We start from the raw sequence: 24890 nt of genomic DNA, 5'->3' as shown, positions 1-24890 counted from the left end.
GATGGCTAAAGAATTAGTTCAATACTTAGGTACCGGACGCAGAAAGTCATCTGTTGCTCGTGTTATCTTAACTCCTGGTAAGGGAGAAATTATAATCAATGGTAGAAAGTTTGAAGAATACATTCCTTCAGCTGCTACACGCCTAGACGTGTTACAACCACTTGAGTTAACTGCAAACGTTGGTAAATTCAATGTTTCAGCTAACGTTAACGGTGGTGGATTAACAGGTCAAGCAGGTGCAATCCGTTTAGGAATCACACGTGCTTTAATGGAAGTAGATGAAGCATTACGTAAAACTTTAAAACCAGCCGGTTTAGTTACTCGTGACCCAAGAGCGAAAGAACGTAAAAAATACGGTCTTAAAAAAGCTCGTCGTGCACCGCAATTCTCTAAGAGATAATTTCAAAAGAATGGAAGCATTTATTGCTTCCATTTTTCTTTATAGATTTGGTTTTTATACGTTGTTTGAAAGATTAGTTCGTATTTTAAAAAATAAAGCACCAATATATATAATATATTGATTAAAAACTTGTATATTTTAAAGAAATAATTTATAATGATACGTGCGAAATGAGGTATAGCATGAAAAAGTTTAGAGCACGTTATGCGCCGTCACCAACAGGATTACTACACATTGGTAATGCAAGAACTGCATTATTTAATTATTTATTTGCACGCCATCATGGGGGTGATTTTATCATTCGTATTGAGGATACCGATGTATTAAGAAATGTTAAAGACGGTGAAAAATCACAATTAGAGAATTTATCATGGTTAGGCATGACTTGGGATGAGGGTCCTGATATTGGTGGGAAATATGCACCCTATCACCAATTAAAAAGATTAGATTTATATAAAGAATATGCAAATATCTTACTTGAAAAAGGACTTGCATATAAAGACTATAAAGAAGGTAGTCAAGAGTATGCTGTACGTTTTAAAGTTCCAAAGGATGTGACCTATACATTTGATGATGTCATTAGAGGTCGTTTATCCTTTGACTCTAAAGAAGTTGAAGACTGGATTATCCTAAAAGACAATGGTATTCCAACATATAACTTCGCAGTCGTTATTGATGATCACTTTATGGAGATTACCCATGTATTTAGAGGTGAGGAACATATCACCAATACACCAAAGCAATTAATGGTTTATGATGCGTTTGGTTGGGAATACCCAACATTTGGTCATATGACAATTATTGTCAATGAGAACAAGAAAAAATTAAGTAAGAGAGACACAGATACTGTTCAGTTTATTAGTGACTACAGAAAGATGGGATATTTACCAGAGGCTGTCTTAAACTTCTTAAGTTTATTAGGATGGAGTCCACAAAGTGAGACTGAAATCCTAAATAAAGAGGAACTGATTAAACTCTTTGATGAGCATAGATTAAGTGCTGCTCCAAGTTATTTTGATAAAGATAAACTCGCATTTATTAATTCAAGATATATGAAGCAACTTACACTCGATCAATTAAAAGATTTAACCAGACCATTTTTAGTTGAAAAAGGAATTTTGATTCCTAGTGAAACATGGTTTGAAAATCTATTAATGATTTTAAAAGACCGATTAAGTTTTGGTGCTGAAATTGTCAAATATTATGAAGCATTCTTCCATGATACCTTCACAATATCTGATGAAATGCAACAAGAAATAAAAGCATTTGATTTTGAACCAGTACTTACTCAATTCTTAGAAGAAATAAAGACAGTTGATTTTGATCAACCAACAGAGATTGAAGTTGCTATTAAGAATTTAGTTGCTAAAACAGGTATTAAAGGTAAAGGTATATTTATGCCTTTAAGAATTGCTTCTACAGGAGAGGCACATGGACCAAGTTTACCAGTGTCTTTATCTTTACTGGGTAAGACAAAAGTATCAGAACGTATCGAACAAACATTAAGACTACTTAAAGGAGTTACACAATGAAAAGGTTTATCACATTAACCGTATTACTATTAACCCTACTTTTAGTTGCATGTACGCAACCCGTAAAATCCAATGCGAGAGCATATGTTACAAGTGTGGTTGCTAACACGCAAGATGCATCATTTAGAGTTGAGGTTAGAGACCCAGATAATGAATTAGAACATAGAACGTTTGTTATTAAAATCGAATCTGCAAGTCATGGATTAGAAGAAGTCATTGAAATACCAAAAAATGGTGTACGTACGATTAATTTTGAGAATTTAAATCGTGAAACAACTTATGCAGTTAGAGTTCTTGGTCGTAAAGCTGGTGCAGATTTAGAATTATATTATAAATCTGATGCAGTTAAGACAGTTAAACAAGGGGATGTTGAAAAAGATCCATTAATGATTTCTACAAAAGAAGAATTCCTCAACATGGATTCTAAGAAACATTATAAATTAACAGCAGACCTTGATTTTCAAGATGAATCATTTGCACCACTATTTAGTTCAGGTGCACCATTTAATGGATCATTTGATGGTGATAACCACACCATCAAAAACATCAACTTAGTTGCTGAAAGTGATGTTTATAAATCCTACTTATCTATCTTTGGATATGCATCGAAATCTACAATTAAAAACATTAAGTTTGATAATATCACAATTGATAATGCTTCAAAACCATATATTGGAATTCACTATGTAGGTATTGTTGTCAGTAAAATTTCAAATAATGAATTTTTACTAGATAACATTGAAATTACAAATTCTGATGTCACAATTAAACATAACTTGAATCAATCTGCAACGAACCGTAATTTATATATTGGATTATTAGGTGGTTCTCTACAAGGAACAATCTCTAATATTACCATTAAAGACTCTTCATTAAACGTTATCCAAAACGGAGTTAATGGTACTTATAGTGGTGCAGATGCTGCAACAACTGGTACATATATTGGTGGTGTTGTAGGACTGATTGAACAAGATAAAGGTATTAATATTTCAAACATCGCATTTATGGATTCAGAAGTAAATGTAGAAATTAACCAAGATAAAAAATCACTTGGTACAGGTCAAATTTATATTGGGTCTATCTTTGGTAGTTACCGTAGTGATAAGAATGTATCCAATCTTGTTTCAAATGGACAAATTCATGTAACACATACAAAACATCAAGATACTGAAGATACTAAACTGGATATGTTATATGTTGGAGGATTGGTTGGTTCTATGACTAAAGCAAGCCTACAAGAAGCATATTTCTTTGGAGCAGTTGAAGCTACGTTGTCTCATCCATTAAACCGCGTATATACAGGTTTAGTTGCTGCACAAGCAACAAAATCTGGTGTTAGAATACTTGGTGGTGGTTCAATCTTAGTACAATCATCAACAGGTACACAAATTGTACCTACAAGTGAGGTATATCCTTATACTTGGAGAGAAAAATCATCTGAAGTTAAAGTACTTTCTACAAGTACAATTACAATAGATGGACAACTTGCTGATTTAAGTGGATTTGGTGTAGAAACACCTGATACATTCTTAACATCCGACTTTATTAAGAATCTTTTAGCAGCATAATTTAAAAATCTATTGAATCAAACTACCTCAACGAGGTAGTTTTTTTATATACCACAAGTTCAGAGACGCTTGAATGGGCTATAAAATAATATAATTAATATTCCAGATCATATGAATAAATTGATCTAATTTAAGATATAGTGATCATTCTAAACGTTAATTAATAGTTTCATCCATGAGTTCTCTTTATCGTATAAGTTATAGATAACGCATATTATAATTTTAGAACTTTTATTTTTGACTATATAAAGTTATACTCATTTACCCATGAATCCATCATTATAAGGTATAATAATTGTAAGATCTGGAGGTACTTAATTTGAGCCAAAACATATCCAAAATATCTAAAACAAGATTTATTAAAGGAATCAACTGTCCAAGATTTTTTCCTTTATTCGAAATATATAAATTAGGTTCTAAAGATGCAACTGTGAGTTTTACAGATGATTTAAGTGATTTACTTACAGAAGAAAATGAGTTTAAGAAACAATCTTTATTTGAAGATATGTTTAATGAAACAGTCGATGAGTTTGATGAGGTATCTATTGAAGATTTAGTCAATGTGAGTGACCCTAAACTTGAAGTCATGATGCCTTACTTTAAAAAGATGGAAGCATTAGCAGCAACTTATGCAGAACATAAGTTTAAAGCAAAAGTCATTGCAGATAGTGATACCAGAAACCAAAAACGTTTTGAAACTAAAGTAGGCGAATATACATTTTATAGCTTCTTAGATGGATTTCAAGAAACAAATAAAGACTATAGAGTTATTGAATCTAAAGCAACCACCACTAAAAAATTTAAAGAACTAACGTATACAGAAGATAAAGTCAAATATCCTTTCTTTGAACGTAGTCCTGAGGGTATTTATATGACAAGAGAAGCACTTGGATTAGAGATTACTCCAAAGTACTTTGAAAAGAAAGATAAACTTTTAAACCGCCTAGGAGATATTGGTTCATATTTATATGACTTAACCTATCAACGCTATGTCATTGAACAAAGTCAAAGTCTTGATAAACCAACCAAATACTTTTTAGCTGTTTTAAATCATGAATATATTTTTGATGGTGTCTATAAAAACAATGAACCGGATTATTTAAAAGATATAGATAAAGAAAATTTCTTGATTGCTCTGATTGATGTAACAGACCTTACAGAAAGTTTTTTAGAACGATTTAAAATGGATGTCGATGAAGTCATTCATCGACTCGATCATATGCAAATACAACCATTTCCACTTTGTCCTAGAAAGGGTAAGCATAAGTGTATGTTTCATGAAATCTGTTATAAAGATATCCCTAAAAAGAATTCACCCTTTACCTATATTGGTAATCATAATGGATTTAAAGATGAAACAGGAGAAAAACATTCGACTGAAGATTTAATTAAGATGGGTTATAAGTATGCACTGGATGTTCCATATGAATGGTTATCTCGTGAAAAAAATCAAATTCAATATGAAGTTTTACATACAAAAACACCTTATATAGATAAACCTAGAATTAAAGAAATATTAGACAAATTAAAATATCCACTGTATCATTTGGATTTTGAATCTTTCGGTTCACCACTCCCAAGATTTAAAGGAGAAAAAGCATATGACCAATCTGTATTCCAATTTAATCTACATATTGAGCATGCACCAGGTGTCAGTGATAAAGATAAAGATTCCTATGTTTATTTAGCAACCGATCATACAGATCAAAGATATGCATTAACCAAGTATTTATGTGAATTGATTAAAGATGATGGTTTAGTGATCGCATGGAATGATGCATTTGAAAAAACTAGAATGAAAGAACTGGCTAAATTCTTCCCAGAATTTAGCGAGAAGTTAATGCGTATTGTGGATAACACGTTTGACCTTTGGTATGTATTTAAGGGTGGACATCATAAGTTATATGACAAATGGGGTATTGAAAAGAAGGACGGGTTTAATTATTATCATGAAGATCTACAAGGTTCTTTTTCGATTAAAAAAGTTTTACCAATATTTGTACCAAATTTAAGTTATTCCAATTTAGAAGTATCGAATGGAAATGATGCCGTTGTTGTTTATGCAAACTTTCCTTTGATGAAAAAAGATGAGTTTCCTCGTATGAGAGATGCTTTAATTGAATATTGTAAACAAGATACATGGGCAATGGTTGAATTACTTAAAGCATTAAGGTTAATTGTCTAAAAGTAGTGTAAAATGGCTTTATTTCTAGTATAATATAAAAAAGAAAGGTAATCACGATGTTAAAAATATATAACGCACTCACCAATCAAGTTGAAGACTTTAAACCAATTCATCATTCCAAAGTGAACATGTATGTTTGTGGTCCAACGGTTTATGATGATATTCATATCGGTAACGGTAGACCCGTTGTCTTTTTTGATTTAGTGAAACGATATTTAACATACCTAGGCTATGAAGTGATTTATGCATCAAACATCACCGATGTTGATGATAAAATCATTGAAAAAGCTAGATTACTGAATCAAGATACATTAGAAGTATCTAAACATTTTGCAGATCGATTTTTAGATGTTGTTAAGCGTGTAGGTTCAAAAGCGTTTGACCATACACCTTATGCAACCGACTATATAAATGAAATGATCACATACATCCAAGAACTTATGGATAAAGGTTTCGCATACGAAACATCTAGTGGCGTTTACTTTAGCGTATCCAAACTGGATAGCTACGGTAAATTATCCAATCAAAAAAGTGATGAACTCCTTCAAGGTGTTCGTATCGAATTAGAAAAAGATAAAGTCGATCAAAGAGATTTCGCAATATGGAAAAAAACAACCGATGGTCTTAATTATATGAGTCCATGGGGACAAGGTAGACCTGGATGGCACACAGAATGTGCTGTGATGAATCATGAACTATTTGGTGGTTTAATTGATATTCATGGAGGTGGATTTGATTTAAAGTTCCCACACCATGAAAATGAAATTGCACAAAGCAGTGCACATGACCATCATGATTTAGCAAAATACTGGATGCATGTGGGTCGTTTGGATTTTGGTAAAGAAAAAATGAGTAAATCACTTGGTAATGATGTGAAATTATTCAAACTTTTAGACCATTTTAGTCCATCTGCATACCGATTGATGTTATTTGCACATCATTACCGTCAACCAATTCCTTTTAGCGAAGAATTAATGACCCAATATCAAAAAGCTTATGATAAAATATCATATACACTGAATAAGTGGAATTTTCATATGGCTTTAGAAAATAATCACATCGCACAACCAAGTGATACATTACTTAAAACATTTGAAGCCTATATGAATGATGATTTTAATACAGGGATGGTTGTTACACTGATAGACCAAACCTTAAAAGAAATCAATAAATCGGCGGATAGTGAACTTGCCTATGCCTTAATTCAAATACTTGATGTATTAGGTATAGAAGTTACCACTCACAAAGTGGAAGCAAAAGATTTAATCATGTATCAGGAATGGTTAAACTATAAGGCAGCAAAAGATTTTAAAAAGGCAGATGAATTAAGACAAATCTTAATTCAAAAAGGATGGATTTAATGAATGGATTGTCTCTTGCTTATTTAGGTGATGCGTATTATGAACTAGAAATTAGAAGGTATTTAATTCAGTTTGGATATACTAAAGTGGATCTCTTACATAAAATGAAAGTTAAATATGCTTCCAATCAAGCACAAGCAAGTATTATGAATCATTTATTAGAGCAAAACCTTTTAAATGAAGAAGAAATCTCGTATTATAAAAAAGGGCGTAATGGTGCGCACTTTACAAGAAAAAATATTAACATGGTAGATTACCAACAAGCAACCGGATTTGAAAGCTTAATTGGATATCTTTCTTTACATGATGAAACACGATGTAAAGAAGTTATTCAACTAGGCATAGAATTCATAAGGTCAGGTGAAAAAGATGGCGAAAGACTCGCAAAATGATTTAATGGCTTTATTAGATGAGCCGAAAACTGAAGATAAACCCGTACGTAAGAAACGTGGGCCTAAAACCGTATTAGTTGAAGAACCTCCAACAATGAGTGGAGATCCTTTAGGACTGATTGAAGCGAAAACAATTGTTACTGAAACCAAAGTTTCTAGTCGTATTAAATCTAAAGACGATATTATTGTTGAAAGATATAATCCTGAGGTTTTACTTGGATTAACATCAGATGATGTTGAAAAAAGACATCTAGCAGGTTTAGTGAACGTCTCAGAAAAGGGTTCAACAAAAACAATTGGTAGTATTATCATTTCAAACGTCTTTACGTTTTTTAACCTTTTAATTTTTTCAATTGTCGCTTTATTACTGGCAACAGGAGCACAGTTTACCCAAGCGGTATCTGTTGTTATTGTTGCAATTAACACAACAATCGGTATCATCCAAGAAATCAATGCCAAGAAGATGATTGATAAATTATCTTTACTCTCTGCACCAACAGCCATTGTTGTTAGAGATGGTTTAGAGCAAGAAATTGGTATTGTGGATGTGGTCATTGATGATATCTTAAAATTATCCAGTGGTAAACAAATTATCGTAGACGCTGTTGTAAGAGAAGGTACGATTGAAGTTAATGAATCTTTATTAACAGGTGAGTCAGACCCAATTGTTAAACGAGTGGGTGATACACTATATAGTGGTTCATTTGTCATATCAGGTTCTGTTTATGCGCAAGCAACAGCAATCGGAAATGATATTTACATTGAAAAATTAACATCTCAAGCTAAAAAATACAAAAAACCTAAATCCGATATTTTTAGATCCCTAAAATTAATTGTAACAACAATAGGATTCTTTATTATTCCGATTGCTGGTGCTTTATACTTCTTAGGTTTAGAAGGTAATTATACAAATCTGATTCAACCTATTTTAGTTGAACGTACAGCAGGCGCAATTATTGGACTTATCCCATCTGGATTGTTCTTATTGACATCGGTTGCACTTGCAGTAGGGGTTGTTAGACTTGGTCAAAACAATACACTCGTACAAGAATTATACTGTATTGAGATGCTTGCAAGAATTGATACCTTATGTTTAGATAAAACAGGTACCATCACCGATGGTACAATGACTGTTAAATCTGTAATTGAATATGAACAAATACCAACACTACCGTTAAAACAATTAGTTTCTGCAATGCTGAATGCTCAAAATGATGCAAACCTTACATCGGATGCACTTTATGAACGTTTTGGTAATCAAAAACGTATTCGTCATAAAGCAATTATTCCATTTTCTTCTCAAAGAAAATTTAGTGCTGTAGAATTTGATAAATTTGGAACATTCGCTATTGGAGCACCTGAGTTTGTATTAAAAGATCAATATTACACAATTGCACCTGAAGTTGAAAAACAAGCACATGAAGGTTACCGTGTCTTAGTGATTGCAAAATCAGCAGAATCTATTACAGAAGATCAAAAACTTGTAGGTAAATTAAAACCGGTTGCTTTAATCATGATTGAGGACACCATTCGACCAGATGCACCTGATACCATTCAGTATTTTAAAGACAATGGCGTCAATGTCGTTGTTATTAGTGGAGATAATCCATTGACGGTATCTAGAATTAGTCAACGTGCAGGTATTTTAAATGCTGAAAGTTATATATCACTCGATGGTATGAGTGATAAAGAAGTTGTTCGTGTTGCTAATAAATATACAGTATTTGGACGTGTCAGTCCACATCAAAAGAAATTATTAATTGAATCTATGAAAAATAACGGTCATGTGGTAGCAATGACTGGAGATGGTGTGAATGATATCTTAGCATTAAGAGAAGCAGATACTTCGATTGCTATGGCTTCTGGAAGTGAAGCTGCTCGTAATGTTAGTCACTTAGTCTTAATGGACTCTAACTTCGCAAGTATGCCAAAAGTTGTAAGCGAAGGACGCCGTGTCATTAATAATATTCAAAAAGTTTCTAAACTATATTTAACAAAAACAGTCTTTACATTCTTCTTAAGTATGTTAGTCATTATTCGTGGATTAATGGGATATGAAGCACTCTATCCGTTAAAACCAAGTCATTTACTCATTATGGAATTATTAGTTATTGGTATTCCATCCTTTGTGATTGCGCTTGAATATAATAACAACCGAATTACGGGTAACTTCTTAGCGAAAATCATTAAAGATGCGCTTCCTGGTGCATTAGTCGTTTTAGTAAATGCTTTAATCATTTATGCACTTGCATATCATTTAGGGCTCGATGTGAACTTAAATGCTGGTGAACATAGTGGTATTTCTACACTGATTGCATTAACTGCAACAGCAACCTCATTTATGGTTTTATATAGTGTCACCAAACCATTTAACTCAAGACGTGCACTGCTCTTCTTTATTACATTATCACTGGCAGTCTTTGCAGTCTTCTTATTACCAGAGTTATTAGAAATTAAACCAATTGTTGTGATTAATAACGTGACAAGTAATGATGCATTGACATTACCTCAAAACTTATTATTAATTGTATTAATATATTCAAGTTATCCACTCATGTATGTTTTAACGAATCTTTATAAATGGTTGAAACAACTTGCTAAAAACGTTGTACACGTCATATCAGATATGAAATAATAAAAAGCGCATCCTGCGCTTTTTTCAAAAAGGAGTATAAAAAACATGATTATTTACGGAAAGAATGTCATTAAAGAAGCAATTTTGAATCAAAGACAAATTTATAAACTCTATGTTGATGAAAAAATGACAGATTATAAATTTTTAGAATTTTTAAAGAAATATGGTTTAACACCGTTAAAGGTTTCTAAGGGTGAATTAAATAAACTCACGGATAATGCAGTGCATAATGGTATTGTTGCAGATGCGAAAGCTTATGATTATGTAGAATTAGAAACAGTTTTAACGAAAGGCGAACGTCAGGTGTTTTTAATGCTTGATGAAATTCATGACCCACATAACTTAGGTGCGATTTTAAGAAGTGTAGAAGCAACCAATATTAGTGGCGTCATTCTTTCTAAAAAACATCAAGTACCTTTAACAGGAGTTGTTGCTAAAACATCATCTGGTGCCATTGAGCACGTGAATTTAATATTAGTATCCAATTTGTATCAAACCATTCTTAAATTAAAAGAAGAAGGTTTCTTAATTGTTGGAACGGATGTTGCAGGAACAAAGAGTTACAAAGAATTACCGAAAGATCAACCTTTAGTGATTATCATGGGTAATGAAGGTGAAGGTTTAAGACCTCTGATAAAAAAAGGTTGTGACCTTTTAGTAACGATTCCTATGAAGGGTAAGGTTAATAGTTTAAATGTGAGTGTAGCAACCGCACTATTACTTTATGAGGCAATCTAAGTTATGATAAAAAATGATTATGAATTAATATACCTATACCAGACAACCAAAGACGAACATATATTAAACATAATCATTGAAAAGTACCGGCCACTCATTTGGAAAAATATCTATAGATTCTATGTTGAACCTAAAGATAGAGACGATTTTTATCAAGAAGCATGTCTACTTATGTTAGATGCCTTAGAAGTATTTGACTTAAGTAGAAATAAAACATTTACTAAATACTATGAATTGATTCTATTTAGACGATTCATCCATTTAAAGGATAAATCTCCTAAATATATACTCTATGATAAAGCAGAATTAATAGAATCCTCCTATACACCAAGTTTTGATGCCATAGATAAACTTGAAGAAGGTTTTCATTTAACTGCTTTTGAAAAAGATGTGTTTAAACTCTTTTTTACCGACAAAATGACACAAGATAATATTGCAAAAACACTTGATAAAGATATTAAAAGTATTAAAAATGCAATTTATAGAATAAAGGTAAAAATTCAGATTTAAATGTGATATAATAATTTAGCATTGACTTAGGTGGTTTAATTGTTGTAAAATAAACATACACATGAGAAACCACTAAAAAAAGGTGGTTTTTTAATGAGAGAAAAAATAATATTAGTATGTACAGAATGTTTAAGTAGAAACTATACAACAACTAAGAATAAACAAACTTCTAAAGAACGTTTAGAATTAAACAGATACTGTTCAACTTGTAACAAACATACACTACATAAAGAAAGTAAATAGGAGTGAATTGATATGGCAATCAAACAAAAAGAACAACAACCAAAGAATAAATTAGTTGAAATCTTATCAACAGAGTATAAAGGCGAATCTTTAATTCTTGGTATTTTAGCAACCATCACTGCAGCTTTAGCTGTTATGATCATTGGTAATGTACAAGGGTTTCATATTCCAGCTGATTTCCCAGTTTTAGGTGGTTCACCGAATGATATGATCTTCGCATGGACAGTCTTAGTGATTGCAATGCTTGGTTTAGCATTAGTTATTTATCCATTCTTCTTACCCGCATTCCCAGAATTAAGAAAAATCACTTGGGCAGGTTGGATTGAATTTTTAGATAATGCAGTTCGTGTATTAATCTTCGTCATTATTGTTACAGCATTCGTATCTGCTCTAGATATTATTATCCTAAGATTGATAGAAGGAATTCTATAATGGCAGAAAAATTACCCAAAAAACGTTGGTATGTAATCCAAACCTATTCAGGCTATGAAAAAGCTGTTAGAGACGACTTAGAAAGACGTGTGGATTCTATGGGTATGCAAGATTTTATTTATCAAATCATCGTACCTGAAGAAAAATACATTGAAAAAACAAAAGATGGTAAGGATAAAGAAAAAATCCGTCAAATCTATCCAGGTTATGTCTTTGTTGAAATGATCGTTACAGACGAATCATGGTTCGTTGTAAGAAATACACCACGTGTTACAGGTTTCTTAGGTTCTAGTGGTGGTGGTACAAAACCGGTTCCTCTATTAGAAGAAGAAATTAGACCAATCCTCTTAAAAGCAAATATCATTTCTAAACCAAACTATAATTACTTACTTGGTAAACAAGTTCAAATTATTGGTGGTGCTTTTGAAGGACAAGTTGGTAAAGTATCAGCAATCGATCATGACCAAGAAACAATGATGGTAGATATTGATGTCTTCGGACGTGCAACACCTACAGAAATTGATTTCACTCAATTTAAAGAAGTTTAAGAATGAAAAGCACAAACTTGTGCTTTTTTTCATAATATAGTCTCTTTATCATTCACTTCATATATCCTTATGAATTTATCCAAAATTTGGTATAATATAGATGTATAAAGAAGGTAGGTTTTTACATGAAAAAATACTTAATTGCAGGCTTAGTTATAGCCTTTGACTATCGTTATGACACTTATTTTAAAAACAACATCGAACATTACATATATGATGGCAATAAGGAAGTGGATCATACCATCCGTTTGAACTATGCACTGGAGCTAACTGAACCAAAGGATGGTTTATTTAGAATCTTTTCAAGAAGTGTTTCAGGTGTAAAGTCTTATATGCTTTATGATGAAGGTTACAAAAACATCGATATTTGGATTGATGAAGATACCTTCACCGATGCAGCTACTGCTGAATATATCTATTCCGGCATGATCTTCTTAGAACTTGCACAACGACATGGACTCGTTCCGATACACGGTTCAGCAATTAGTTATGATGGTGAAGTTATTTTATTTGCTGCACCAAGTGGAACAGGTAAATCGACACACGCTAAAATGTGGAAAGAACTTTATAAAAACCATGTTTCTTGGGTAAATGATGATAAACCTTTATTATCATTTGAAGGGGAGGACATCTTTGTTTACGGTGCACCATTTAGTGGACAGTATAGTTCAAACTCCAATCAAAAACTCCCTTTAAAAGCAATCGTTATCCTACAACAAGGGGTTACGGATAAAGTAACAGTACTTAATGAAAAAGAAGGCTTAAAGCATTTAATGAGAAATACATTAAGACCACAAGAAGAAAAGCTATGGGATCATGCGTTACAAAGCTTTGAGAAAATATTGAAAAGAATCCCTATGTATTTACTGGATGCGTCTCTTTCAACCAACGCTCCAAAAGCAATCAAGAAAGCAATCTTTAATGAATAAAAACATATGAGAAGCATAACTTGCTTCCCATAACTTTATGTTTCTTTAAATAAGGAGTTCTTATGTACTATAAATTAAAAACGACACTTAAAGTATTATTTATATTAGAACTGATGCTTGGACTTATGAGTTTTCTTTTATATGTCTATTTATTTCAGACGCAAACAGATTTTTGGTTCTTAGGAAGTATTTATCGTAAAGAATTTATATTTTATAGTTTTGTGATACACACCTTCTTATCAGGGATCATCATACTTATGGTTATGCTATATCCTAAACTTTATGATGTGGTGTTACCTAAGATTAAAAAAATAATATATGCTTTACTTTTAACCATTTATTTAGGTATGATTAGTATCTATTCATTAATTGTTTTTTTCATATATGTATTTGGTGACAATAGATATCATTCATTTAATGCTATAGAAGATACAGAAATCCTTTTGGTGAGTAAGTCTATTTTTGGAAGTCCAACTCAGCTTTATCAAATTCATGATCACATGTTTATCAGAGAAGTAAAAATTCAGGGTTTACCGATAGGTTTTGATGAAACATACGTTCAATACGAGATCCATATGAATGAAATTGGTTTTGATATAGAATTTAAGTATACGAATCAATCTAGATTTTATTCCTTTTATATCGAAGAAGGAATACTTAAACCTATGGGTTATACAATTGGCTAATGATAAAAAAGAACTTTTACTTAGAAACAACCTTAAGTAAAAGTTCTTTTTTATAAATTGCTTATTAAAATTATTGTAAAACGATAATTTATATGATATGATACCCTTAAAGTTATTATAAAAGAGGTTTAATCTATGAAGAAAAGATATTTCGTATATGCTATGCTCATTTTGTTTACTGCATTCATGACAGCTATTGTTAAAGGTACAGATTATGAAACTTTAAGTTTAATCCATATTTTATATAATATATGGATTTCATTGATCATCTTCTTAGCATCAGGTAATGTTTTTACAAATATCTTAGGTTGGATACTTGTTATTTTAATATCCTTAACACCGATTGTTGTTGGATTAATCATTTATAGATTAAAACTCTCTACCTTTGATAAACTCGCTCTTATCTTACTATCTCTTTTATTCACAGTTACACAACTCATTAGTTTAAATACCAATCAAGTTGCATCATGGGTAGAGGCTCTTACTTTATTTGATCAAGAATTCTTAATTAGGATGTTGATTCGAAGTGGTGTTTTAAATATCTATTTATCTTTATTAGTCATTTATGGATTCTTAAAAGTATTTTTAGAAGGACATTTAAGGAAAAAGAATTTTATAACGATGCTTTATGTATTATCTATACTCTTAACCGTTTTGACAACAGAACATATTGTTCGTTTCAACTATGCATTTCAAACGTTCGTTGAACAAGCCAACACCATTTTAAATATCTTAGATATGCTCACTCAAACCGGTTTAGTCATCCTACTAGAAATTATGATCATCTTTCTTTCAAAAGTTAAAGATAATCCAAAGAATAAAACGATTATCCATGATGCATCACTGGCAAAATGGATAGGGCTTGCCTTACTTATCATAAGTAGCTTAAATGTATTACTGGATAACCTATTTAATTTAATGCTCATGCATGAATTAACAACCATCAATTTCAATTTCACAATACATACAACGCTATGGGTGATTGTTATATTCTTTTACGGTATCATTCATTATATCGCTTATATGAATGATTTAGTTGAAGAGTCGGAGTTAACAATTTAAATGAGTATTAAAGTTGTCTTAGAGGATATTTTAAAATTACGTGGTATGACCTCTAAGGAGTTATGTCAACTGGTTGACATAACTGAGGCAAATATGTCAATTTTAAGAAGTGGAAAAGCGAAAGCGATACGTTTTGAAACTTTAAATAAACTGTGTTATTACTTAAAATGTGAACCTAAAGATATCTTAATTTATGTGGAGGATTAATGGATGAAAAAAATATATGGTTTGTTTATTTTAATGGTGCTAAGTCTCATATTACAAGGATGTAGTCTTTCAACAGATATGTTGAAATTAGAAGAACCTATTGTTGAAATAGAAGATAAATTAGTGGGTGTATATATTCAAATACTTGAATACAACAACCAAGGAGATTTGGTTGAAACACTTCCCCTTTTTGGTGAAGAAGGATATCTTTATGTCATACACCAAAGTGAGGATGAAGATCAAATCATTGATATAGATGATATTATGAGTCCTGATATTTATAGAGTGAACATGGCATATGATGTCCATGAAACAATCATAGATGGGGTAACTAAGTCGAGGGTAAAAGAAACTTACGACATTTATATTAAGACAGGATCTATTCATTACGGTAAGATGTTTCAAGCAAATGAAATTAAGAAAGTGGATGGTATCTATGAAATTGGAACATCTTCTAACTTTTCAATGGTTAATGTGAATAAATATAGTACGAAACTAACGGATTCCTTTATAGTTGATGATATAGAATATACGTATGAGTTTATTGTACATTTAGAGTTAGTTGATGATTTATCTCAAATGAAAATCATTGAATTTAATGATTTAAATGAAGTTATTAGAGAAACAATCATCACTGAACCCATGCTTACCTTTGAAACGTTGGCTCAAACAAGCTATGTCATTGTAGAAGAAAAAACTACGAATAACTTAAACCAGGAGAATATACTTAGAAATATTTATTCTAGAGGTAACGTAGCACGTATTCCTACACTATTTTTAAATTCTCAAGGGTTTGTTCCAAATCAAGGTAACATACAACTTACATTTAAATAACTTATGAAGACAACAATTCATCTTTGGATTGTTTTTTTTTATAATATGTTTATAAATAAGACTGAAAATATATAAGAAAACATGAACAATTGCAAATTATATGTAACATGTGTTGATTTATATAAGTAATTTAGGTATATTGTAATGTTGCACAATAATAACCTCGGGAGAAATATGCAAAACATGAAAAAGACGATTTACACAATATTCATGCTCATTCTAATGTTTGTTATGGTTGCATGTGTTGAAAACACTGAAACCACGAATCCATTAGAAGCAGCTAAAGAAGCAGTAAGTATTCAATACCAAGAAGGTGACAGTCCTTCACATGTTACAAAAAATATCCAATTACCTATTTTAATTGAAGGCTATCCAGATGTTTTATTATCATGGACTTCAAGTAAACCAGAAGTGATTCAAATTAATGGTTTAACAGGTGTTGTAAGTAGACAATCCACAGACCAAGAAGTCATCATTACGGCGCATCTAAAATTAGGTGAATTTGAACTTAATCATCCAAATACATTAAACGTCATTAAATTAGGTGAGACAGAAGATACTGTAGCACCAGTAATTAGTGGTGCTAAAAATATTGAAGTTGAATTAGGTGGAACACCAGATTATTTATTAGGTGTAACTGCAGTAGACCAAAAAGATGGTTCTGTTACAGTGACAGTTGATGATTCTTTAGTGAAATTAGATACTGCAGGTGTCTATGATTTAGTTTATAAAGCAAGTGACTCCAGTGGTAATGAAGCAACCGTTACAGTTAAAGTTAGAGTTGTTGCTGAAAGTGCTGGAGAAGTATTAGTTTACCGCTTTGAATTCCCTGGTGATGATTTAGGACATGGTTACTCTGATCCTGCATTAACTGGTGATATTACAAATAGTATTAATAATGAACAATTTACAATCGAAAAGAAACGTGCAAATACTGGAGCAGCTGACGAAGGTTTAGTATTATCTGGTGCATCTGCATCAGATACTGGTGCATATGTTGTATTTGACTTCGGTCAAGCAGTGCATAAAATTTCATTTTACGCTCGTGTTTGGGGTGAGGCAGACCTTACGAATTTACTGGATGCAAAACTACAAGAAAAAGTAGGTGATGCATGGGTAGATGTATTAGATATTAAACAAGCGATCAATGGCTCATTTACGTTTGTTGAAATTACAGTTGAAAACTTAAATAATAGTGTGTATAGATTCTATGTGAATGGTCAATTAGGAACAAGCAATACCTCACGTGTTGTCTTTGATGATCTCTTAGTTTATACATTTGATGGAGAGGATTTATCTCCAACATTTGAAGGATTAAAAGATTTAGAAGTCTTATTAGGGGATGATTTACCAAACCTATTAGAAGGTATTAAAGCTTATGATAGTTTTGGTACTGAGCTAGTTGTCGTTGTATTAGAAAATACAGTGGATATGAATGTTGCAGGAACTTATATTGTTTCCTTTAAAGCAACCGATAGTTTCGGAAGAGACTCTATTAAAGAAATTACAGTAACCGTTATGGAAGCTGTTGGTGAAGTGGTAACTGTTAAAGAAACATTTGATACCTTAACCATTGCAGGTTCTAGCTATGTTGCAGGAACTTTTACAGGGGTTAATGGAATTGTTTGGACTTATAGTGGTGCAAACGCTGGAACACCTTTAAATGGAAATGCAATCACTTTTGGTGGTAGAAATACGGATAACTCATCGATTAAAGCAACCATCCCTGGTGGACTTGCAACACTTTCTATTGCTTATAAAAAACCATTTACGAATTCACAAGACTATGCAGTATTAATTAATAACCAACAAGTTGGATTAATCAATGCACAAAATGCAGATGGTGTCTTTACATATGTTTTACCAACACCAATTACTAATGGATTCACATTAGAAATTAAACCGCTTGCTCCAACTGAGATTAGAAGACAATTAACCATTGATGATATCACTTGGACAACATCTCCTGTTCAAACAAAACCTCAAGATCAAGTAGATGCTGAAAGTGATCGTAATCAATTAGTTTTAGAAACTTCATTTATTGAAGCTAAAACCATTAACTTCCCAGCTACTGGTAGCAAGGGAAGTCAAATCACTTATAGCTTCAAAAATGTAAGTGATACAAACAATGCACTGATTAATTTATCAACAGGTGCAATTTCTGTACCTGCAAATGGTCGAGTTGAAGTATTGGTTGAAGCAACCATTACAAAAGGTGAATTTACAGTTACTAAAACATTTACTTTCATCTTAGGTGAAGGAGACGCTATTACAATTGCAAATGCAAGATTATTATCTAATAGTGCATTTGTTAGAGTTAACGGTGTTGTCACATCCATTTATAAAACAAGTAACATGATGTATTTTTTCATCACAGATGCTAGTGGTTCAATTTATGTTGAGTCAGACCTTGCTAAATTATCTACACTTCAAGTAGGAGATAGAATTGATTTAAGAGGTTCTAAGAATACAATTAGTAATCAAGTATCTATTAATACTGTAAGAAGTATTACTAAACTTGGAACGGATACAGTAACTGCTACACAAATTACTGCAAATCAAATTCAAGCAAATGATGCGAGGTTTGTACAACTTTACGGATTAATCCAACAAAATTATGCAGCAAGTACAGACGCATTTATCTTAAATGCAGAACTTGGTGCAATTAACTTGGTCATTCCTGCGAACTTAAGTTCAGCAGAAAAAACAAATATTCAAAATAAATTAACAGGTAAAACTCCAGGTCTTGGTGTTTTAGTTAAAGCACCTATCCAACGAATTGGCAATAGTTATTACTTAGTCTTAACAAATAGTGCGGATATTACACCAGACTCCACTGTGGACACAAACCAAGTGAAACAAGTGATACTTGCTAATGTGAATTTACCAGTCATCCCACAAGAACTTGCAGAAAACTTAAACCTTACATCAAGCAATAGTTTATTATTTGGAGCAACAATCACTTGGACATCTTCTAACACCAATGCATTAACAAACTCAGGGTTAGTTACTCGTGGACAAAATGATGTAAGTTTAACACTGAGTTATTCTATTAGCTATCAAAGCGAAGTCATTGATACAAGAAACTATTCAGTTACTGTATTAAAGATTGCAACTTATGAAGGATATTATGCATCACTTGCAAATAAAACAGGCAGTCAACTACAACAAGCATTAAGAGATTTAATTCAAAATACAGGTCGTGCAACAGGTTCAACTTCTCAAGTTCAACAAGTTGACTCATACCAAGGTAAGTATTACTTGATTTATACCGGTTTTGGTGCGTATGGTAATAGAGAACACGTATGGCCAAATTCTAAATTAGGTAGTGCACCAGATTATGATTTACATAATCTACGTGCAGCAAACACGTCTGTAAACTCAACACGTAGTAACTATCCGTTTGGACCAGGAAGTGGTTCTTGGAAGTTATCTGGTGGACAGTTCTACCCAGGAGATGAGCATATTGGCGATGTTGCAAGAATCGTTTTATATATTCATGTACGTTATAACTTAAATATTAGTTTGGTAGGTAATTTACAAATGTTCCTTAATTGGCATTTAGCAGACCCGGTGAGTGATTTTGAAATTTCTAGAAACAATAAAATAGAATCTATTCAAAGCAATAGAAATCCGTTTATTGACCACCCTGAATTAGTGGGTGTATTATTCGGTTCGTAAAAATGTGGGTGCATCCTTTTTAGGATGCATCCATTTTTATTCCATGTGTTTTTTGATAGAATTAAGAATGAGGTGAGATGATGAAGATACATAAAAATTATGTCTTAAAACAAGTTGCAGATCAACATGTAGTCGTACCAATTGGTAGTGAGGCTGTTAAATTTCAAGGAATGATTTCTTTAAATAAAACAGGAGCTTTTCTATTTGAATGCTTAATGCAAGAACAAACACTAGAATCACTGGTACACGCCATGTTAGAAAAGTTTGATGTAGAAATTGAAAAAGCCTTAAAAGATATTAATGCATTTTTAGATATATTAGAAAAACATAACTTACTGGAGAGATAATTGAAGCAAGTAACCTTAAAGAATGATGCCTTCATGGCACTCATCATCGAACATTTAAATCTAGGACAAGAAGTATCCTTTATTGTAAAGGGAACATCGATGATGCCATTTTTTAAGAATATGCGAACAGAAGTGATTGTTAAAAAGTTTTCAAGTTATAAGAAAAATGATGTTGTATTATTTACCTTTGAAGGTAAAGAACTACTGCACCGTATTATTAAAATTGATCAAGATCAAGTCACCTTAAGGGGAGATGGATCTTATCAAAAAGAAGTCATTTTAATGCATGAGATTCATGGTAAAGTGATTCGTTTTAAAACTAGAGGTAAGAAAATTTGGGCATATGGTTTCAAACATAGACTTTGGAATATACTTTATTTTATGAGACCAGTTTTACTAAAACTGGTCAGGAAATAAGAGATATTTAAAGTTTATGTGTAAATATCATGTAAAGCCTTAATATATCATTTGGTTTATGAAGTAAAACATTATATAATGTAAAAATATATGGATAAGTTGAATACATATTGAAATCTATATAATCACTGCGTTTTGACTCGGGGAGGGAAGAGTAAAACGAAGGGTTATATATTCGGTAGTCACATTCAATTGTTCAATAAAAAAGGAGAAAGAAATAGATGGAGATTAAGAAAAAAGAAGTATACGAAGCACCAGAAATTGAAGTTGTTGAGTTTTCTTTTGAAGACTCGATTGCAGTTTCAGGACAAAAAAATGGTGCCGCATTCTGGGAAGAAATGTAAGGTGATATGATGAAGAAAATTAGCATATTATTCCTAGCAGTATTTAGTTTATTTTTTGTAGCATTTGCAATCCCTCAAGCATATTCAGCACCTATTACAGGCGATGTAAATTTAAATGTCGAAGTATATAAAGGTGAAGGTGAGGCAGGTAAAGTAACTGGCCACGGTCTTAGCCAATATGCTTATGGAAGTAGAGTATCAATTTCTTTAGAAGGGCTAAAACTTACTCAAAATAAAGAATTCGGATTCTATTTATACAAAGGACAACTCATTGAAGATGAAGAAGCTGAGTTTTTAGTTACGGATTCTAGTAAAATTACAGTTGTCTTAAAAGAATCAACTGAAGTGGTTGCAGCATTTGTTGATACAAATGGTGCATTACTAGATCTTAAGTATGGAGAAGGTACTTTTACTCCAATTGCACCTACAAGTGTTTCAAACAGACCAGGATTTGAATTTTCTGGATTTGGTACAGTGTCAAGCATTTCAGTGGATACATTATTTGTTGCACAGTACACAAGAACTAATACAACTGATATTAGTGTCACTGTAACAGGTGGAGCATTGGTTACTGGTGTGACTTATAATGATGTTGTAACATTAGAACCAACAGACGCTGTTAACTTTAAATATTGGGCAGATGCAGATGGACAATTTGTATCAAGTAAACCTGACTATACATTTACAGCTCTTGAAGATGTAGAGTTTGTTGCAGTAACAGAAGGTGTTGCTCCAACAGCTCCATCAGTTTACTTAAGCAATGTTTCAGGTATTAGAGCAGGTTACCAATCATTCTTAGGATATGTTGAATATGATGAAACATATGAATTATTAGAATATGGTGTATTAGTATCTGATGAAGCTAAGGTATTAGAGTTAGGTGATGCAGATGTTGAGAAGAAGAAACCTTCTACAGTATTATCACCAATTAATGAATTTTTAAGATCTTTTGTTGAAGGTACATATAGTTCATTTAGAGCATATGCAATCTTTAAACAAGGTACTGAACAAGTAGTTGTTTATAGCGATAATAACTTCTATATACAGGAAGGTGTGTCTAGTTCAAACATAACAGAAACTTTTGAAGGTTTAACCATAAGTTCATCTTCATATACAAACGGTAATTTTACTGGAATTAACGCTCAAGTGTGGAATTATACAGCATCAAGAGGTGATCAAACACTGTATGGGAAGGCTTTAACAACAGAAACTGGTGTATTATCCACAACATTTACAAATGGACTAACATTCTTATCTTTTGATTATGTAAGAGCTTTTACTGGAACCAAGGCTAGATCTTTCGATATTTACATCAATGGCATAAAATTTGAAACGATAAACGTAGACCCAAATAGTAACACAGTAACGACATTTACTAGTGGAGAACTGGCGTTTACAGGAAATGTCCTCCTAGAAATAAGAGGTTTTGGAACACAGAAAAAAATTGATAATATTGTTTGGAGAGGTTCTAACATAGACCCTATTGATTCAAAACTCTATAAGATTGAATATATTAATAATGATAATGTAAGTTATGTAAGTAACATAGCTAATGTTGTTACAGATGAACCCATTACTCCAACTAAAGAAGGTTATTCATTTGTGGGATGGTTTGATGAGTCTAATGAATTATTTGACTTCAACACACCAATAACAAGACATACAACATTAACTGCAGTATATGAAATTAATGAATATACACTTACATTTAATACAGATGGTGGTACAGCAGTAGAACCTATTATTGGTAATTTTGCAACTTCAGTATCAGCACCAGATGCACCTACTAAGGAAGGTTATACATTTGCAGGTTGGACACCAGAATTACCTGAAACAATGCCTGCGGGTAATCAAACATATACTGCAACATGGACTCCTAATGATTACACAATTACATTTGATGTAGATGGTGGATCAGTTGTAGCACAATTAACACAAGCATATGGTTCAGAGTTAGTCATGCCAGAAAATCCAACTAAATCAGGATATAATTTTGCTGGATGGTTTACAGATCAAGCAAGAACAATCCCATTTGAAGCGAAAACAATGCCTTTAGGTAATACAACGCTATATGCTAAATGGGCTGATGCTAGTTTAACTTCAACAGTTACATTTGAAACAAATGGTGGTTCAGATATTTTACCAGTTGTTGTAAACAATGGTGAAGCAGTATTAGAACCAGAAGACCCAACTCAAGAAGGATATACATTTGTTGGTTGGTATAGTGATTCTGGATTAAGTATCATCTATGACTTTGATAACGTTATTACCACAGACATAACATTGTATGCAAAATGGAATGCTGAGTTAATAATAATCAAGTCGAGTGATTTTGGTGAAACAAGCGGTTCTCCAAATTACGATGGTCCATTAAGAACAATTGAAATAGAAAACGGTGTTAATGATCCTAATCCTTCAGGGAAATCCTCTTGGAAAACAAGTGGTGAAAACTTCAATAATGCTGGATGGGCATTTGTAAGAATAGGTGGTAAAACAGCTGGGACAAAAGCTGGTGCAGAAAAACAACTTCAAACGAATTTCAGTTTTACTTCAAATGTAAGAAAAATTGAAATAGATATAGTTGGATTAGATAGTGCAAGTGGTGTTGAAGTAATGTGGTTGCAAACATCATCAAATGGAACTGATTGGACTGATGTTACATCAATCAATATATCACTAGGTATTAACACATTTGACAATCTTAATATTGATAAAAATCATTTCATTAGATTTGTCATTGTTAGAGGTTCTACTGGCAGTAATGCAGGTACCGATGTAAAAACTATCAATTTCTTCGGCTTCCCGGAGTAACAACCCCTACCGTTGATGAAACATCACCTACAATAAACTTGAACCCATCATCAAATCCGGTTCAAATCTCAGTAGGGGGTTCTTGGACATTACCTACTGTAACTGCAGAAGATGATGTCGATGGTGTAAGAATAGTAAACAAAGATTTATCTAATATTGCATCTTTTTATGATGCAAACTCAAGTTCTTATATATTTAACCAAATAGGAACTTATCAAATAACCTTTACAGCAGATGATGAATCAGGTAATGAAGCAAACCTCACTTTAACAATTAATGTTGTTGAAGGTACAACTTATTCAGGTTATTACCAATCCTTAAATGGAGTAGCTAATAATCAATTAGTGGATGTCTTATATACCCTTCTAAATGACACAGGACAATATCCAACAACAACTTATGGACAGGCTAGATACTATTTAGAAGAAGCAGATGCTTGGCATGGATTTAATACAGACTATGCTTACTTAATATATACAGATACTCTAAAAGGCGCAGCAGGTAGTGGTTTTCCAGATGAAGGATATGCTTTAGCTCTGTGGAACTATAACAATGATAATGTAGCAAGCACCTGGAATAGAGAACACGTTTGGGCTAAATCATTATTCGGTGCTGGAAACTATGAACCAGGTGATAGTACAAGAGGAATTGATGCAGATCTACATAACTTAAGAGCTGCAGACACGAATGTGAATTCTGCTAGAGGTAACAACTTATTTATCAATCAGGTATATAATGACGATGGCTTTGGAAACTATAGTAGTAAGTGGTATCCAGGAGATCACCATAGAGGAGATGTAGCTAGAATCTTATTCTATATGGATATTAGATGGGGTAGCATGACCGATCTTGCCCTTATAGGAGATCTTCAAACACTCATCGCTTGGCATTTGGCAGACCCAGTGGATCAGTTTGAACTTACAAGAAATGAGATTATTTATGGATATCAAAAAAATAGAAATCCATTTATAGATCATCCTGAACTCGTTCAAAGAATTTACTAATAATCATCAAAATACTAATCACCT

At 32.4% G+C, this 24890-nt stretch carries 23 protein-coding genes; all 23 read left to right on the top strand.

The annotated features are described in order from the left end of the window. Position 1 precedes the first annotated feature (1 nt). Entirely contained in the window at positions 2 to 400 is a 399-nt protein-coding gene (gene rpsI, locus B5X49_RS03715; RefSeq protein WP_045749809.1) for a 30S ribosomal protein S9, read from the top strand. Between the two features lie 182 nt (positions 401 to 582). Beyond that, positions 583 to 1932 carry a glutamate--tRNA ligase gene (gene gltX / locus B5X49_RS03710; RefSeq protein WP_045749808.1) on the top strand — a complete coding sequence of 450 codons (1350 nt, stop codon included), beginning with the start codon at positions 583 to 585 and terminating at the stop codon, positions 1930 to 1932. After that, positions 1929 to 3500 (top strand): glycoside hydrolase family 28 protein, encoded by a 1572-nt coding sequence (locus tag B5X49_RS03705; protein ID WP_045749807.1) that lies wholly within the window; start codon positions 1929 to 1931, stop codon positions 3498 to 3500. The genes gltX and B5X49_RS03705 overlap by 4 nt, the downstream gene beginning before the upstream one ends. 319 nt (positions 3501 to 3819) lie before the next feature. Beyond that, positions 3820 to 5685, top strand: coding sequence for a DUF2779 domain-containing protein (locus tag B5X49_RS03700; protein WP_052670132.1), 1866 nt, complete (start codon positions 3820 to 3822; stop codon positions 5683 to 5685). A 56-nt stretch (positions 5686 to 5741) separates the two neighbouring features. Next, on the top strand, positions 5742 to 7046 hold the full coding sequence (gene cysS / locus B5X49_RS03695) for a cysteine--tRNA ligase (RefSeq protein WP_045749806.1): 1305 nt from the start codon (positions 5742 to 5744) through the stop codon (positions 7044 to 7046). Beyond that, complete coding sequence (locus B5X49_RS03690) at positions 7046 to 7438, top strand: Mini-ribonuclease 3 (protein WP_052670131.1); 393 nt, start codon at positions 7046 to 7048, stop codon at positions 7436 to 7438. The genes cysS and B5X49_RS03690 overlap by 1 nt, the downstream gene beginning before the upstream one ends. Next, a complete protein-coding gene (locus tag B5X49_RS03685; protein WP_079560670.1) occupies positions 7416 to 10073 on the top strand; it encodes an HAD-IC family P-type ATPase in 2658 nt (885 codons plus the stop codon). The genes B5X49_RS03690 and B5X49_RS03685 overlap by 23 nt, the downstream gene beginning before the upstream one ends. Positions 10074 to 10118: 45 nt before the next feature. Then, positions 10119 to 10811 (top strand): 23S rRNA (guanosine(2251)-2'-O)-methyltransferase RlmB, encoded by a 693-nt coding sequence (rlmB, locus tag B5X49_RS03680; RefSeq protein WP_045749804.1) that lies wholly within the window; start codon positions 10119 to 10121, stop codon positions 10809 to 10811. Positions 10812 to 10814: 3 nt separating this feature from the next. Further along, positions 10815 to 11321: a sigma-70 family RNA polymerase sigma factor gene (locus B5X49_RS03675; RefSeq protein ID WP_045749803.1), complete on the top strand. Its 507-nt coding sequence runs from the start codon at positions 10815 to 10817 to the stop codon at positions 11319 to 11321. Positions 11322 to 11414: 93 nt separating this feature from the next. Beyond that, the gene (gene rpmG / locus B5X49_RS03670) at positions 11415 to 11564 is read left to right on the top strand and encodes a 50S ribosomal protein L33 (protein ID WP_079560669.1); all 150 of its coding nucleotides are present in this window, start codon (positions 11415 to 11417) and stop codon (positions 11562 to 11564) included. Positions 11565 to 11576: 12 nt separating this feature from the next. Further along, the gene (locus B5X49_RS03665) at positions 11577 to 11996 is read left to right on the top strand and encodes a preprotein translocase subunit SecE (RefSeq protein ID WP_045749802.1); all 420 of its coding nucleotides are present in this window, start codon (positions 11577 to 11579) and stop codon (positions 11994 to 11996) included. Continuing rightward, entirely contained in the window at positions 11996 to 12544 is a 549-nt protein-coding gene (nusG, locus tag B5X49_RS03660) for a transcription termination/antitermination protein NusG (protein WP_052670130.1), read from the top strand. Before B5X49_RS03665 ends, nusG begins: the two co-directional genes overlap by 1 nt. Positions 12545 to 12669: 125 nt before the next feature. After that, entirely contained in the window at positions 12670 to 13473 is an 804-nt protein-coding gene (locus tag B5X49_RS03655; protein ID WP_045749800.1) for a hypothetical protein, read from the top strand. 62 nt (positions 13474 to 13535) lie between these two features. Beyond that, positions 13536 to 14159 carry a hypothetical protein gene (locus B5X49_RS03650; RefSeq protein ID WP_045749799.1) on the top strand — a complete coding sequence of 208 codons (624 nt, stop codon included), beginning with the start codon at positions 13536 to 13538 and terminating at the stop codon, positions 14157 to 14159. 135 nt (positions 14160 to 14294) lie between these two features. Then, positions 14295 to 15221, top strand: coding sequence for a hypothetical protein (locus tag B5X49_RS03645; protein ID WP_045749798.1), 927 nt, complete (start codon positions 14295 to 14297; stop codon positions 15219 to 15221). Further along, on the top strand, positions 15222 to 15428 hold the full coding sequence (locus B5X49_RS03640; RefSeq protein WP_045749797.1) for a helix-turn-helix domain-containing protein: 207 nt from the start codon (positions 15222 to 15224) through the stop codon (positions 15426 to 15428). A 3-nt stretch (positions 15429 to 15431) separates the two neighbouring features. Further along, positions 15432 to 16262, top strand: a complete 831-nt coding sequence (locus B5X49_RS03635) for a hypothetical protein (protein ID WP_045749796.1) — start codon at positions 15432 to 15434, stop codon at positions 16260 to 16262. A gap of 183 nt (positions 16263 to 16445) precedes the next feature. Further along, a complete protein-coding gene (locus tag B5X49_RS03630) occupies positions 16446 to 19943 on the top strand; it encodes an endonuclease (protein ID WP_052670129.1) in 3498 nt (1165 codons plus the stop codon). An 80-nt stretch (positions 19944 to 20023) separates the two neighbouring features. Continuing rightward, the gene (locus B5X49_RS03625; protein ID WP_045749795.1) at positions 20024 to 20290 is read left to right on the top strand and encodes a PqqD family protein; all 267 of its coding nucleotides are present in this window, start codon (positions 20024 to 20026) and stop codon (positions 20288 to 20290) included. Then, positions 20291 to 20707 carry a S24/S26 family peptidase gene (locus tag B5X49_RS03620; protein WP_052670128.1) on the top strand — a complete coding sequence of 139 codons (417 nt, stop codon included), beginning with the start codon at positions 20291 to 20293 and terminating at the stop codon, positions 20705 to 20707. 221 nt (positions 20708 to 20928) lie between these two features. Further along, complete coding sequence (locus B5X49_RS07775; protein ID WP_281268242.1) at positions 20929 to 21051, top strand: hypothetical protein; 123 nt, start codon at positions 20929 to 20931, stop codon at positions 21049 to 21051. Between the two features lie 9 nt (positions 21052 to 21060). Further along, positions 21061 to 23862: an InlB B-repeat-containing protein gene (locus B5X49_RS03615; protein ID WP_045749794.1), complete on the top strand. Its 2802-nt coding sequence runs from the start codon at positions 21061 to 21063 to the stop codon at positions 23860 to 23862. 38 nt (positions 23863 to 23900) lie between these two features. Continuing rightward, entirely contained in the window at positions 23901 to 24866 is a 966-nt protein-coding gene (locus B5X49_RS03610; protein ID WP_052670127.1) for an endonuclease, read from the top strand. Positions 24867 to 24890 lie beyond the last annotated feature (24 nt).

Source organism: Acholeplasma oculi (assembly GCF_900166985.1).
Classification (GTDB): Bacteria; Bacillota_I; Bacilli_A; order Acholeplasmatales; family Acholeplasmataceae; genus Acholeplasma; species Acholeplasma oculi.
Note: the sequence above shows the minus strand (reverse complement) of the source record. Positions and strands in the feature narration are given on the sequence as shown.